Origin of the sequence: Limnohabitans sp. 2KL-3, assembly GCF_001269405.1 — a bacterium.
Classification (GTDB): domain Bacteria; phylum Pseudomonadota; class Gammaproteobacteria; order Burkholderiales; family Burkholderiaceae_C; genus Limnohabitans_A.
On sequence record NZ_CXON01000006.1, the window covers coordinates 71772 to 86930 of the forward strand.

Sequence of the window (15159 nt, forward strand, 5' to 3'; positions counted from 1 at the left end):
CTGTCATTGTTCTGATGCCTTTTCACGCCTTTTTCATCCAGAAAATTCGCTGTCATCTTTGTCGATGCGGATTGGTCAGTGCCCTGCTTTTGGGACCGGCCATTGGCACAGCCCAGAATTCCACGGCTTCAGAACGATCGGATGGACAAATCACTTCGCAACGATTGCCCGTTCCATCTCAGCAAGTTCAAAACGCATCACCGTCAGATCAACCCAACTTATGGGATGTTTCTGAGGTTCTCCCCAATCTGACAAAACTGCCGGTTCGGATGACCAGCAATAACCGACCACTTGCCGAGTTACAGCGTCAAATTGAATCCGCACTGGGCATCCGATTGATTCTGACCGGTGGTCTCAATGAGATGCTGGTGACAGGCGAGTTTGCTGGCAACAATGGTTTGGCTTTTGTGCGTGATTTGGCCCGCAAACTCAGGTTGGAGTGGGCCATTGGACGGGAAGGCATTTTTTTGAGTTCGGTCGCCGAGACTCGCACCATGACGTTCACCGCGTCCAAGTCTTCAGCGGCCAGACGCGTGGCTGTGTTGGCAAATCAAGAATTTCAAAATCTAGGCTCGAGCATTCGGGTTGTCGCCAAGCGCAAAGAAATTGAAGTCACCGGCATCCCTGCTTGGCTCAACCAAATTGCTTCCCTGCGGGTCCCGGTGATTGTCGATTTTGTCCAGCGCACCATGGCCAAGCCCACTCCTCAGACGGCTGCTCGATCACAGACCCCTGGTGTTGCGGCAACGGTGACAGCAACGGCACCCCCATTGGCCAGTCCACAGCCTCCCGCCGCCGAACCCTTGAGCATGATGGTGTTTCGCCTCAACAATGCTTATGTGGACGACAAACAGCTGACTGTGGGGTCGAACCAGATCCGCATTGCAGGTGTGGCCAGCTTGTTCCGACAATTCACTGGTTTGGGATCACCACAAAATGATGGCGCAGGGTCTTTTTCTTCGCCTACGGGTACCGGCATCAGCCGGGTGGCCCGTTTGGACGCATTGGCAGGTGGTCGAAATGCCAATGGGCGTGAGCAAGATTCAAGCATTGTGTATACCCCCAACCGTCCCTTGGATCCGGTGTCATTGGCAATTGCCGCCAATCAACCTGCGGTCATTGCCGACGCACGCATGAATGCTTTGATTGTTCGTGACCGGGCCAGCTTACAAGAGAGCTATCGTCAATTGGTGGAAGTTTTGGACCAAGCCGCAGACATGGTGCAACTCGATGCTTTTGTCATCGACATCAAGGCTTCTCGAATCGATGAGTTTGGTTTGGGATTGAGTTGGGCCAGCAAATCGCCCAGCGCTGCGTCACAAGCGGCCGATGGTTTTTCACAACTGACTCGGCAATTTCTGCCCGGAGGCTCGGCAGTGGCCGGTGCCAATGTGATTTTGCAAGCTTCTCGAGGAGCACAGTTACTGGCCAATATCAGGGCCCTCGAAAGCAATGGTGATACCGAGGTGCTGACTGTGCCCTCCGTGGTCACACTCAACAACCTTGAGGCAACGTTCTCTGCCCGTCAAAGCTTTTTTGTCAAGGTTTCAGGCAACCAAGATGCATCCTTGACGCGTGTCACGGCCGAAACCCTGCTGAAAGTCACGCCGTTGGTGGCACAAACGGGTGGACAGACCGGCAATGACCGGCGCATTCGACTGTTGATCAGCATTCAGGATGGATCGATTGATGCGAGCACAAGTGCTGTGGTGGACAACTTGCCACGAACGCTGGAAAACCAGATTTCAACTCAGGCGGTTGTTCGCGGAGGCGACACGCTGGTCATTGGTGGTCAGGTGGTTCGAAAACGCATTAACCGCAATTCCGGTGTTCCGTTTTTGCAAGATTTACCCATCTTCGGAGCACTGGCACGTTCACGCACCGATGAGTTTGAACAATATGTTCGTATTTACGTGGTGCGCCCTCGCCTGCTGGGTGAAGACTCATCTCAGCTCAGTGGGCCATTGGGCCCCGAAGGTCCCGACACCAACAGCCATCGTGTTCTGGATCGGGTGCCGGATTTGATTCGTGGCAGTGGTTTGACTCCTCGTCGTTCGGATTTGAGCATCGATGTACCCAACCCCAAAAATGAAGGTCCATTGAACTCGGACAGCAATACACCTGCGATGGCGCCTTTGGTCGTCCCCGTGCCAGCAGCGATTGTGCCCCTTGCCCCGACCAAGGAAGACACCAACCAAGAAAGCTCCTCCAGTCGAAGCCAGAAGGAGCGCAAAGACTCAGATTCAGATTCTGAAGAAGACACGCAGGAATGGAATCCCAATGATCCTCAATGGCGTCCACCCGGAACACCCTTTGGCAGCAGCGAACCACAAAATGCGCCAGGCAAGGGTTCTGGTTTGACCCCGCCACTGAGAACACCTCCCGCAGTTTCCCCATCGCCACCGTCAAACAACCGATCTGAGACTGGCAGTTCAAGTGGGCAAGCTCTTCGTGATCAAGCGTCTCGCCGCATCATCGAAGCAGAGTTGCAACGGGCGGATAAAGCCGTTTCACGTTTGTCGCAGGAAGTTGCGCAAGGAGGCGCACTGGCCGAACCTGCTTTGGCACGGGCACAACGCGACCAAGCGTCGTTGCGCTCCGAGTTGAAGCGCTTAGACAACTCCAGCAAATGAGCCGGAAGTCACTGAGATTCATGCAAGAAACATAAAGTGATGTCTACACTTGCCGATTACCTGAAACGCACAGCACAACGCCGCGATCTCAATAGAACCGTCGATGGCACCCTTGCCAGCTACCGCTTGTTGTTGGAGGGACAGGCTTCGGTCAACATTGTGGTGGACGAGGTCAATCCATCGTTCATGGCTCGGGTCACGTCTGAAGCATGGCCAGTGCCTGTCACTTCGGCCGCCTATCTTGATTTCATGCAACAGGCTTTGGTGTTCAATCGCAACGCATTGCACCATTTGCCCTGTGGCATTGTGCAAGACCCGTCCAATGCGAGTCTCTATCGATTGACTTGGTGGGTACCTGGCCTGGATTTGCCGGATGAACAATGGCGTCAGCGTCTGCGACTTTTCGGAAAGTTGGTCGAAAAAGCCTGGAGCACGATGCCTGTTCCAGGACAAAGTCGCACACAACGCCGTGCTGGAGACGATTTCAATCATGTGATTTTTATGCCTTAAGGTCACGGCAATGAGTGAAATCAGGGCCTTGCGGGAGATTGAGGGGATCCGCATCAAACGGGTGGACCAGGCGGAAGAGCATTTCCGCATGATGCAAAAACAGCAGCGCGAAGCTGAACAGGCTTTGATCAACGCCAAGCAGGCGCTGGAAGATTACCAACGCAAACTCCCCGGTCTGATCGAACAGCTCTATGCCGATTGCATGAATCGATTGGTGAGTCGTGAATTTTTGGCTGAAAAGACCTATGAAGAAACGCAATTGCGGGCTCGTGTCGAAGATTACAAAGCCAAGGTGACTGAAGCAGAAAAATCGTTGGAAGCTGCACGTATGGCCACCTTGGAAGCCCAACGTCTCTTGAACCTGGAAAGGGTCAAGCTCGATGCCATGAGGGATTTGATCAAAGCGGAGCGGCAAAAAATGCAGGTCATTGAAGCGCGTGCTCAAGCCAAGGTCTTGGACGAATTGGCCAGCTCTAAGTTTGTGCGCAAGATGCGCAAGGCCGCTTGAGCCCTTGAAAAAATGCAAATCAATGATGAACAGCGAAGGCAACATCCAGCGTGTTTGCCCATGATCCGATCAATGAAGGTGGTTCCTATGAATTTGAAACGTCTTGTGGGCATGTCCACACTGGCTTTGACGACAGCCATGTTGTCTGCCTGTTCTGCCCGATTCCCTCCCTTCGAAGCCAGTCATGTGCTGCGTGGCGCCCCCCCCAAACCTTTGCCAGATCACAACTGGCAAGATGCCCAATCTCAGCGCTTGCCCGAAGTTGTCCGTTCGGCTGTGCACAAACTGGTTGAACGCATTCCTGAACTTTATCGAGCTCATTCAATTTTGGTGGGTACCGTGGTGGATGCCAACCAAGTAGGCTCGTCGACAGCATTGAGCCGCATGCTTTCGGAGCAACTTCAATCCAGCATGGTCGCCCATGGTTTTGGTGTGATGGATACGGGCCTGCGTGAAACCGCGCCGTCACGCGACAGCTCTGGTGAACAGGTGATGCCCCCTGATGCATCGACACTGGCCGAGAACAAGGCCAAGACTCAACCCTCATCCTTGATGGTCACAGGCACCTATACAGCCGCTGAAACCGTCACATTTGTGCACTTGAAGGCGATTCGAACAGTGGATGGCGTGATCGAATCATCTTCTGAATTTGTCATCCCAAACGATGTCAATGTTCGAAAGCTTTTGGGTCGATATTGACACCGTCATGACTTTTTTCGCCCTCTTCACAGGGTCGGTGCATTTGCATCGACCCTGTGACTGATGATGGAGCGGCCTGAAGTTTTTAAGCCTTGATGGCGGGATTTTCAAGGGTCACGGTTTGAGCACTGAGCTTGAAAAAATCGGTGTCTCTGTACTGCTGCTTGAGCCATTCAGGTGGGTTTTGGTAGTCCAATCCAGCATGGCTTCTTTCAGCCGCATCACCAATACCTTCATCTCGGAATGTGGCAAAACGCAGACCGGGCACCACCACATCCGATTCAGGCAGTTGACCAGGCTCAATCCCTGCATTGGTCAGAATGCCTTCCAGCTTGCTTAGAAACTGTGTGTATTTTTTGACATCATCCGCTTGCCATGGCTTGTCAGGATCGTTTTGGGTGTAGAGCGTGAACTGTGCGCCATCCACACAACGACCATCGCTGCTGAGGTCCTCGTGTTTCTTCTTGAATTCACCGAGAACGAAATTCAATTCGGCTTCTTGAGCAGCCAATGCACGACCATATTTGTTGTAATCGTCTTGAGTCATGCTGCCTTGGATCACCATGTCCTTTCGCAGGCCCTGAAGGTTTTTGGCCTTTTCAAGATCTTGCTCCATCTGCGGAATGGGGGGATAGGTTTTTTTCTGACCGGAAGAGTCGCTGACAAGTCGCGGGCCGGTTTCAAAAAAATCCTTTTTCAATTGATCCAAATCACTCTTGACGGATGCACCAAGCCCATTGGGGTTGCCGATCTTCCACTGCAAAAAGGGGTTTTCTTCTGAGGTCAGCAGATCATGCAGCAAGGGCCAAGCTTGGCCATTGTGAAGCGCTTGCTTGTCCACACTGAAGTGGTATTTTTGCTCTGCATTGGCCCATAAGCCCTTGGCCGCCGGGGTGTCAGCCTTTGCGGTATTTCCAAGTGCGGCTTGACGTCGATCAACCGCCCCTTGCGCGTCATAGGGAATGTTGTCAGCACTGTTGCGTTTGAAATAAATGAAGGTCTGAGCCCCCTCTTTGGGGTTGCCCTGGATTTGGTAGCTGCCATCTTGGATGATTTTGGGATCGGTCAGTCCAACGGGGAACTCGTTGAACAAGTCCAAGACAGGCTTTTCATAGTGACCTGGTGTCAAACCAACGGCCGACTCTTCGGCCAGTTCGTGAAGGCTGTGTAAAACGGCACTTGGCCCCACTTGGGGGTCGTTGGCAAGGCCCAGGATTCGAGCTTCCAGTGCGTTGCGGAACTTCTCTTTGATTTCAGGCGTCTCCAACTTGTGCTTCTCAGCAATTGCCGAAAATTGAGCGCCATCTGCTTTGATTTTGAGCATGCCCTTGGAGCTGTCCGAAGTGGCTGGCAGATAGGAGGTCACGATGTCCAGAGCTTTTGAATCCATTTGCTCTAGCACACTGTCCAGATCAGCAAATGTCAAGATGGTCTTTTGGCTGTTGAGGGTGGCCACACGCTCACGCAAACTTTGGACAGCATGATCTCGCAAGGCCCCATCGATACCTTTGTGATCCAAGGCCCTTGCAAAGGCCGCCACGACTTTGGTGTTTTGCTCTCTCACAAACTCGGTACGTTGACCAAGATGCAAGGCATGCGCAACAAACCGACCCAATGTGCCTTTGTCGAGAATCGTTGACGAACCGCCTCTGCTCCGGTCTAAAGCACGCAACTCTCTGTTGGCTGTGTTTTTGAGCTGTTCGTTGCTGAACTCACTGACTGCCAGTTGATGAGTGCTTGTGTTGGCACCAATTTTTCCGACCATGTTTTTCTCCAATTAAATGTGTTGTTCCGGGCATCCACTTGGGCGTTTCATTCCAAAGTGGTGCCGGTGGACTGTGGCTTGACGAAATGACAAAGAGTCAGCTGCACTGAAATGCAATATCGTCACTCAGGCTTTTGTTCTTTCGGTATGAACAGCATCAAAAGTTTGACGTGTCCGTTCCCAAGCACGCTCTACAGCAGCATTCACACCATGGGCGGTCTCACCGCTGCCGAACAATTGCTGGAGTTGCCCATAGGCCAATACATTGTTTTCAAGGACCTGCCTGCGCTGGGTCATGATCTGACTGTGCTCAGCGACGGGCTTACCCCCAACTTGTGTTGGACGGGTATCTGAGGTGATGGATCGGAACGTCCCGACGGATTCGGGCAAAGAATGCCCACCGTCGAAAGTCAAGAACATCATGGTGCCCGCAAAGGCGTCTTGCAAGTTGAATTGCGGATCTTCTTTTTGCATTTGCAAATACATGAAGCTCATGATGTTGGTTGAACCGGATGGTCCGTTCACAGAGTTCATTTCATGGCTCAAGGCGTTGGCATCAAATGCCTTGATCTTGTCCAGGTCAAGGGTTGTCTTTCCCTGCACAGACAGTCCTTTGCCCCAATTGGCACCCCCCTCCAACTGAGGTTGATGGGCCAACACCGTGCCATATCCCGACGTCTGAAGCGGTGTGAATTGCACGGCTTGGTTTGCCATTTGTTGTTTGTCATAAACATCCAAAGCCGTGTGCACTGTCTCAAAGGCAAGGTGAGGGTGAGGTTCGTTGGCGTAATGGTTTTGGTAGTGTGCAAAAAAATTGGCCACTTGTGGGTCAAGGGGCTGGAAATGGTCACGCAACTGCCCCATAACGACCGACAGTTGGGCGGGGGTATTCGCACCGAAAGCCACCCGATCCATCAATTGCCGAATGTATTTGTGCTGATCTTCAGAGGTGGCGCGGGTGTTGGGATCGGCTTTACGGGGGGCCAACAGTTTTTCCAGATCCTTCTGGATGAAGTGGGATGCGCTGGTCTGAATTTTTGTGCCCACTCCGCCTAAAGCATCACGTTGTGATCGTGCTGCCACGACGGTGCTTGCGTAGTTGTCGTTGGCTTGTGCCATCCATGGCGCAGGCGTTGATGGAGGATAGGAAATCGACGCTTTGACCCCGATCCAAGAAATTTTCACCGCATCATAGCCAGTGAGGTTGGCAGGTTTGAGCATGGCCTGCAAATTGTCGATGTCAGGCTTGGCCAAAAAACGAGCCACATCGGGGGTTTCTGCGTGCCAAGGGCGTGGGTCATGTCCCAGGTTGTAGGCCAGATTCCTGAGCGTTTCTGCTTGCGCTTGGGGAGGCAATGACAGGATCTGGCGAAACAGGAAGTCACCTGTCTGCGCTGCCGCCTTGAGCACGGGCGCGGGTGGTTGTTTGACCAATTCATGCACCAAAGCCGATTCAAATTGCCGGCCAAACGTGTTGTCATACGCTTGTGTGGCCGTCTTGGGCTTCGCTGCCTCTTGCGCCAAGCTTCTTGCTGCGGCCGACAGTTCTGGCGCTGTGGCGACAAATTTGTCCGCCACAAAATTGAGCAACTGAGGCGTTGGCGCATTGCCAGCTACATGAAAATTAAGCCAGTGTTCCTTGACCAATGTTTGGGCTGCCTCAAGGTCGGGTTTCAATGAAGAAGAAGCTTGACCGAGGGCTCGATCAATCTGACCACTGATGTCAAGAAGGATTTCACGGTCTGTGCGGGCCGCATCTCGTGAGCCCGCTGCGTTGGTCTGAGTCAAATGACGGTCTTGCACAGCACCTTCTAGTGCAGCCCATTCTTTGGGTTTGAGGTTTGCGCCAGGCTTGGCCCCGGTGAGGCGCCCAATGTGGTCAAACTCCAATCGATCCATGAATTGGCTCGCCACTTTGGGCGATATGGATTGACCCACCAGGGCTTGCAGTCGCGTTGTATCCAGCGTCGAAGGTGTTCGTCGAACAGCAGCTTGTGCACGCCCAACAAATTGATGGATTTTGTCGGCAAAGGCGTCCGCCAAGGCTTGCGCTTTGTGCAAGATGCCATGCTGACCCACTGTTGGCGCAGGCAAGGCCCCAAGATTGACCGTTGCAATTGAACGAGGCCCGTATGTCACCGCAGGTGACACCACGGTCACCGTCACACTCGGACTGCTGAAAACCTGCACTGATTGTTGGGGCACTGCAGGCGTGGTGTTGATCTTGTTTGTCGGCATGGTCAAGGTCCTGAATCGGATTTAATGAACTGAATGGAGAGTTTGCACGGTTGGCCGGTTTCAAAAAACTATTAATCTGCACCTTGTTGCCATCCAAAGAAGTCATGGATTTCTTGGGCTTTGAGACGGGCATCTTTTTGCCCCAAGGCCATGAGTTCTTGTGTGTAGGCTGACTCAAACAACAGATAACTGATCAAAGCGCCACCTTGCCCCAGTTGACCTTTGGATTGAGCCCCCAAAGTCCTGAGGAGGTTGTGTACGGTTGAAGGCAAGGCACTGGCGTGTTGGATGGCCAGCAGGTCTAATCGCTCACTCGGTGAGATCACCAACAACTCAATCGACTTCAGTTTGGATTCGACGCGTTTGTCCTCAGGGATCAAGCGAATGGTGTTGTTGACACGTTGCAGCAACTCAACATCCACCGCCAATGAATCCAAAAAAATACTGGACAATGCATGGCCGGCAATATTGGCCATGGACGGGTAATTGAGGGATTCTTGCTGTTTTTGCCCCTCAGGCTCGTTCATCCGACCCGCCCCAATGACCAATATTTTTTCTGCACCTAAATGAATCGCAGGCGATATGGGCGCTGTTTGACGCATGGCACCATCTCCGTACCATGCCATGCCTTGAGGACCTTGCAGACATGCAGCGGGAAAAACCAAGGGAATGCCTGAACTGGCCAGCAAATGCTCATGCTTCAACTCACATTGCATGGCCACACGTTGGTTCCTCACCCAAGGCTCAATTTTGCTTTTGCTGTTGTAAAAGGTGACATGCTCACCGTTGCTGTAGTTGGAGGCCGATACGGCCAAAGCATGCAGATGCCCCTCAGCCAACAATGCGGGCAATCGGTCAAAGTCGATGTGTTCGTGGAGCAACCGCCCCAGTGGAGAGTTATCCAGCAAAGACTTTGGACGCAAACGTTTTTGACTGAATAACCAACCCAATGAAAGCAGCGTCATCCAGCGAGCGCCTGAACGGATCATGTCCAATACATCTGATCTGTAAACTTGCTCGACTTTGAACTCACGCCATATTTGACTCAAATTGTCCAGTGCATCATCAAAACGATCTGCAGCACAGGCCAACATGCTGGCATTGATGGCGCCTGCAGATGTCCCAGATATCACTTGATACGGGTTACCCAAAGCCATGCCAGCCGCTTTGCGCATGGAAGCGATTTCCTGCAACACGCCAACTTGATAGGCTGCTCGCGCTCCCCCGCCAGTGAGAATGAGTCCGGTGAGCGCTGTCTGAGCTCGATCTGAATTCATGGATGCATCAGCTGCTGAAGTTTCCAAAAAAGTGCGATGGTGATGACCCTCGAGGCCATTGCACACCTAGCAAATGACCAAAGCAAGAGAATGCCCCATCCATAGGATTCTTTGGACGTCCACTGCGTTGCCAGCCATAGATCAGTGCGCCCACTCTTGATCGGCTTGTTGCGCCCTCCTTCAGCCACTCATCAACGGCGGCCACCATCGCATTGCCATCATCTTGAATGGCAATGCCCATGGCAAAAACCAATGTACATGCCAGTAGCACTTGTGCCAACGTCAAAGAACTGACCATCGAGAACGATCAAGCCTTGATGGGGTAAAGCAAATTTTGCAAATTGACCAATTCGGCCAGCGTTGCTTGCAATTTTTGCCTCTCCAATGGATCTTGAGAATGATCGAAGGCCATCTGCAGCTCAGGCTGAATCGCCATCAACAGAGCCAATGACAATTTTGATTTCTCGGTCATTGCCATTTCGCTGTGGCCCAATGTGTCTATCACCAATTGCAGGACTGGGCCTGATCGATGCGATGAAGCTGCACCTTTTGCTTTTTCCAACAATTCAAGCAATTGCCGCAACACGCGATCAATGATTTCACACGATGCCTTGAGAAGATCTGCAACACCCATTTCTTCAGGAAGCAAACTCTTTGCGCCAGCTCCACCCATTGCTGCGGACCCCATGCTGCGTCCGATTTCTCTGAAAATTTCGGGTGGCAATGGCACTGCTTGAAAAGCCAGATAGGGCGGCTGAACGTTGCCGTGTGCACTCACCAGGCATTTACGCAAACGGAATAATCGCTGCACGGTCTCGTTGTCATCCATGGCCGCAGCCATGCCAATGAGTGAATCAATGTTCCCTAAATGCGGAATGATGTGACTGCATGCCGCACGAAGTCTTTCGCGCGAATTGTTACGGTAGGTGTACTCGATTTCAGAAATAGCCACTGCCAGAGCTGCCATCATGGCGCGTGATCTGTCGCATCGTTCCTTGATGAACATTTGACCCATTGCGGCCGCATGTCCACCTCCAGCTGCCACCACTCCAGCCAATTGAACCATGTTGTCCATCATGCTGCGCAGAGTCTGTTTGGCCAAGGTTTCCAGCGTCATTCGCGCTTCACCACCCGTGCGAACATGTGCAGCTTGTGATCCGGCCTCCGACCAGGTGGCCACCTCTCTTTGCACACCATGGGAGACAGGCTCTGATTTTTTCGATGGCGGGCCTTGGGTGGTCGCTGATTCATGGCGTTCTTGATGGCCCAACTCGGTGGGTGGCTTTCCCCCTTGTGTTGGGGTGCGGGTATTCCATTGACTGAGCATCTGTCGGATATCTGACAAGCGCTCCATCAATCCACTCATCACAGTGGTCTTGTCCTGTGTTCCTTCATCTTGCTGGGCTGTTTGCCGTTGCAGTGCATCTTGGTGCTCTTGCGCAATATCGATCGCAGCCTCCCAACGGCTGGCATCTTGTTCACCTGGCTTGGGGGTCACAAGTCGGTCTTCAACCCGCCCGAGCTTGTTGTGCAGCGCCATGGCCTCGTCAGGACGTGTTGGATTGTTTTGCCTTACGACCTCCCTTGCGGCATGGAGAGCTTGTTGCAAATGTTGCTCAATGATATGCCGCCCCTCTTGGGTCGCAATCAAACGTGCCGCCTCCTGTTTGTTCATGGATTGGGCTCGCTCGGATCGCGTTTTCTCAATTTGAGCAGAGAATTGTTGCTTCTTTTGCTGTGCAGCCGTATCGTTATCTTGCAATGCCTCTTCAATGGGCCCAGCCGCCAAGGACAAGGCATGTGCCAGCTTATTCATCATCTCCAAAAAACGTTTGTCGTTTGATCCCGCAGTACTGCCCAAGTAACCAAACTCGTTGATGACATCAGGAACACGCTCTGCCATCATCCTCAAACGCACATGCATTGGAATTCGCTCATCAGTCAGATCATCCAGGGCATCCTCTGCAAATTGATCCACCGTGTTCAGACCTGTTTGCAGTGCCATTTGTCGCAAATCCTGCAAAGCATGTTTCAACTCGGCACGAAATTCTGGACTGTCTTTGGCCGTGTGTTTGTATGAAAGCCCTTCATGGCTTGCAGCATCCAACACAGCAGATTTGCTGATGCCACGTGGTGTATCCGATGCATTGATTTCATGCTTGGCTTCTCGTTTGTGAAGAGGAGGCGCATTGACGTTGCGAGAAGTGCCATAAAAAGTGCTCCACATCTGCTGCCGAATCAACTCATCAAGCCGCCCGGAAACGGCTTTTTGTTCGCGTTGCATTTCTGGGGACGGTCTTTCCCCTTTGAGCACCGGCATGTCTGCAACTTCAAGTGTCTTTCCATCCACTCCAAGTCGAACGTGTAATCCGGCAGCCTCAGCCCGTTGAAGAACACCAAGGTAGGCACTGACATCGGTAATTCTGTGTATGGTTGGTGGTGGCATATACTTTTTTATTCATCAACTCAATTGATCGACTGCCCAGTTTTTTCTCCTCGCAAATCACACTTTGAGTGCACGTGTGCGCTGACGCCACAGCGATACATCGGGTTTGCTGGTATCAATGGGAAGGCCTTTGTCCAGTTTTAAACCGTAATGCAAGCTCATTTGTTTTTGAAATTCCAGATCATTGGCTATCTCAGCAAACTCGGGTGACAGCGGATTGAGACCTCGCTCCATCAGTCCAGATTCATTGAGCAAATCTTGCAGCATCGAGGCTTGCTCTTTTCGTTTTTGGTTTTGCTCTTGCACAAAATTTTCCCAATGCTTCAATTGATCATTCAATTTATTTATCAAACCATCATCTGGTTCAGTTTTTGATTCAGACATGAAATGTGACCTGACAAGATTGAACAGATGTGATGGTGAATCGGTCTACCTCCTCACCATCGGAAAAATCCATCAAGCAAAACTGCCTGCAGGGGGCAAATCCCGGCCACGAATGGGCGAGTCAATTGCAGAGCTGGATCCTGTGCCAGCTGAAGCGCCTGCTTCCAGTTCTGCTCGAACAGATTCAACCGCATTGACGAAGCTTTCTAAATTTGCGGTGAACGAACCGAAATCTGTTCGCATGCCATCCCAACGATGAACCAATACCACTCGCTCGCTGTCTGGTTCCATGGCGACCCGACCACCACCGAGCCCATTGGGTACAAAATTTTGAGCCAGCAGCTTGCAAGCAACACCATGATTATTGGATTCAAGGTCACCGATATAACTCACGACGTTCAGACCATCGTCCATGTCGCCAACAAATGTCAAAACAATCGTCTCATCAAAGGCCAAAGTGCATTGACCGGATTCATCAAGCTCAAGACTGTCAAGTCCAATATGACGTCCCAGTTCTTTGATCAGATTACGAGCTGCTTGCATAGTTTTCTCCGTTGTTGTTAAAAATTACAGGAAATATCAAGCTGTCACACGAGCAACAGGCTGAAGGGTGATGTCATTGGCCAGTTCTTGGTAAGACAAGACGGGCAACTCGGGAAGTTCGCTTTCAATCATTCGACGTATATAACGCCGTACATCCATGGCGGCAATCAAACTACAAGGTGCGCCGTTGGAAAGCACAGGCAGAGCCTTGTCGCGTATACGTTGAACAATTCTTTTTGATATTTCTGGGCTCAAAGACAGATAACTGCCCGCTGAAGTTTGACGGATGGCATTTCTCACTGTTTCTTCAATTTCACCATCCAACAAGATTCCGGATAAAACATTATTTCGGGCCGCATATTGGTGACTAATCTGGCGTGATAAAGCAATACGGATGTGTTCAACCAAAACCACCGGATCCTTCTCTTTGGCTCCCCATTCGATCATCGCGGACAATATCGCGCGAAGATCACGAATCGAGACGAATTCTTGCACCAATCGCTTAAAAAGTTCAGCCATCATTTGCATCGGTACGACCCTCTGCACTTCCTTGACCAGATCAGGGTATTTGCTTTCAAGTCGCGTAAGAACCTGTCGCACCTCTTGAATGCCAATAAAATGCCCAACGTATTTGGCAAAAACAAATTCAGCGTGGTAAGTGATCGCTTCTAGTTCAGTCTTGTATCGAATGGTGGCTGATTTCAACTGGGCTTCATATTTTTCATCCACCCAAATTGCTTTCATTCGCGGTACCAACTCGTCCTTTTCCGTGAATGGAATTTCATAGAGTTCAAGATTTCTGGCATCGTCAAAAATCAACAAATGGTTAGGAATGACCTCACCATCTGCAGATGGAATTTCTGCCACAAATATTCGGTAATGATTGTCAGGCAAGCCTTCGCCTCGTCGAACTTCGATGGGTGGCAAACTCACACCTAAGCGAAAATAAATCTGCAGGCGTGCCTTGTTGATTTCAGCTCGCAGGTTGTAATTGGACAGGTGTTGTTCCAGACTGCTTGATAATTCGACCAAAAGTTGTGTCGTCGGCGAAAAAATGTCGTCTTGTTCGACCGTGAAGTCTTGACGATTCATCTGCTCTTTTTGTGGAGCCATCAAGGGCTCCAGAGGCTTCGATGCCTCTGCACGTGGTTTACCACCGTATTTTTTGGTTCTCCAAGCCAATACAGCGGGTATGAGCAAAACAGCTGCAAGCAAGACAAAAACTGGTGCAGGAAAGCCAGGAACCAGTGCAAAGACCAAGAGCATGGCGGCACCAATTGTGAGTGCACGGGGCTGAGCCATCACTTGTGCGCCAATGTCTCCCGCCAAATCTTTGCTGGTGTCGCCATCGGACACACGCGTGACGATAATGCCTGCACAAATGGCAATAAACAGTGCTGGAATTTGAGCAATCAGGCCGTCACCAATGGACAAGACGGCATACAGATTCATGGCATCACCCGCCGACATGCCTTTCTGCAAGGTGCCAATGGCCAATCCACCCAACAAGTTCACAAACACAATGATGATGCTGGCAATGGCATCACCTTTGACGAACTTCATCGCGCCATCCATGGAGCCAAAGAGTTTGCTTTCCTGCGATACCTTGTTTCGCAGTGTTTTGGCCTCTGTCTGGGTGATCGCTCCGTTTCGCATGTCAGCATCGATCGATAACTGCTTGCCTGGCATCGCGTCCAATGAAAAACGTGCACCGACCTCAGCCACACGTTCAGCACCTTTTGTGATCACCACAAAGTTCACAATCGTCAGGATCAAGAAAATAACGACGCCCACCACAAGATTGCCGCCGACGACGAAATTGCCGAATGCTTCAACGATGTGACCTGCATCGCCTTCCAACAAGATCAATCGTGTTGTTGAAATCGAAATGGACAGTCGAAACAGCGTCGTGATCAGGAGAACTGCTGGAAAAGCAGCAAAATCAAGCGGTGACTTGAGATAGACCGCAACCATCAAGAGCACCACTGAAATGCTCATGTTCAAAGCGATCAAGGTGTCCACCAACCATGTTGGGAGTGGAACGATCATCATGAAAATGACCGAGACCACAAAGACCGCCAAAACGATGTCTTGCCTGTCTTTCAAAAGATCCGAAATCTTGCGCATATTCATCATTGACCTTTTTTCATTTGGAG

General features: G+C 51.3%; 12 protein-coding genes. 4 read left to right on the forward strand and 8 right to left on the reverse strand.

All coding sequences use genetic code 11. The features are described from left to right. Window positions 1-269: 269 nt before the first annotated feature. The 4 genes from AMM41_RS10185 (at window position 270) to AMM41_RS10200 (ending at window position 4350) form a co-directional block, all read left to right on the forward strand. Complete coding sequence (locus AMM41_RS10185; protein WP_194944723.1) at window positions 270-2633, forward strand: secretin N-terminal domain-containing protein; 2364 nt, start codon at window positions 270-272, stop codon at window positions 2631-2633. Between the two features lie 39 nt (window positions 2634-2672). Further along, window positions 2673-3143 (forward strand): hypothetical protein, encoded by a 471-nt coding sequence (locus AMM41_RS10190; RefSeq protein WP_089957208.1) that lies wholly within the window; start codon window positions 2673-2675, stop codon window positions 3141-3143. A gap of 10 nt (window positions 3144-3153) precedes the next feature. Next, on the forward strand, window positions 3154-3651 hold the full coding sequence (locus AMM41_RS10195; protein ID WP_089957211.1) for a type III secretion system stalk subunit SctO: 498 nt from the start codon (window positions 3154-3156) through the stop codon (window positions 3649-3651). Between the two features lie 87 nt (window positions 3652-3738). Continuing rightward, window positions 3739-4350, forward strand: coding sequence for a FlgO family outer membrane protein (locus AMM41_RS10200; RefSeq protein ID WP_089957213.1), 612 nt, complete (start codon window positions 3739-3741; stop codon window positions 4348-4350). An 85-nt stretch (window positions 4351-4435) separates the two neighbouring features. On the opposite strand, the gene AMM41_RS10205 is transcribed toward AMM41_RS10200, so the two are convergent. The 8 genes from AMM41_RS10205 to sctV all read right to left on the reverse strand — a co-directional run bounded on the left by AMM41_RS10205 (window position 4436) and on the right by sctV (window position 15139). Beyond that, on the reverse strand, window positions 4436-6115 hold the full coding sequence (locus AMM41_RS10205; RefSeq protein WP_089957216.1) for a hypothetical protein: 1680 nt from the start codon (window positions 6113-6115) through the stop codon (window positions 4436-4438). 126 nt (window positions 6116-6241) lie between these two features. Continuing rightward, entirely contained in the window at window positions 6242-8353 is a 2112-nt protein-coding gene (locus AMM41_RS10210; protein ID WP_089957217.1) for a hypothetical protein, read from the reverse strand. Window positions 8354-8424: 71 nt separating this feature from the next. Further along, window positions 8425-9630 (reverse strand): patatin-like phospholipase family protein, encoded by a 1206-nt coding sequence (locus tag AMM41_RS10215; RefSeq protein ID WP_089957219.1) that lies wholly within the window; start codon window positions 9628-9630, stop codon window positions 8425-8427. Window positions 9631-9637: 7 nt separating this feature from the next. Continuing rightward, window positions 9638-9928, reverse strand: coding sequence for a hypothetical protein (locus tag AMM41_RS21900; protein ID WP_194944727.1), 291 nt, complete (start codon window positions 9926-9928; stop codon window positions 9638-9640). A gap of 9 nt (window positions 9929-9937) precedes the next feature. After that, on the reverse strand, window positions 9938-12076 hold the full coding sequence (locus AMM41_RS10220) for a hypothetical protein (protein ID WP_194944728.1): 2139 nt from the start codon (window positions 12074-12076) through the stop codon (window positions 9938-9940). 57 nt (window positions 12077-12133) lie between these two features. Further along, window positions 12134-12460, reverse strand: coding sequence for a hypothetical protein (locus AMM41_RS10225; RefSeq protein WP_194944729.1), 327 nt, complete (start codon window positions 12458-12460; stop codon window positions 12134-12136). Between the two features lie 72 nt (window positions 12461-12532). Beyond that, a complete protein-coding gene (locus AMM41_RS10230; RefSeq protein ID WP_089957226.1) occupies window positions 12533-13003 on the reverse strand; it encodes a type III secretion system chaperone in 471 nt (156 codons plus the stop codon). A 36-nt stretch (window positions 13004-13039) separates the two neighbouring features. After that, window positions 13040-15139 (reverse strand): type III secretion system export apparatus subunit SctV, encoded by a 2100-nt coding sequence (gene sctV, locus AMM41_RS10235; protein WP_228769221.1) that lies wholly within the window; start codon window positions 15137-15139, stop codon window positions 13040-13042. Window positions 15140-15159 lie beyond the last annotated feature (20 nt).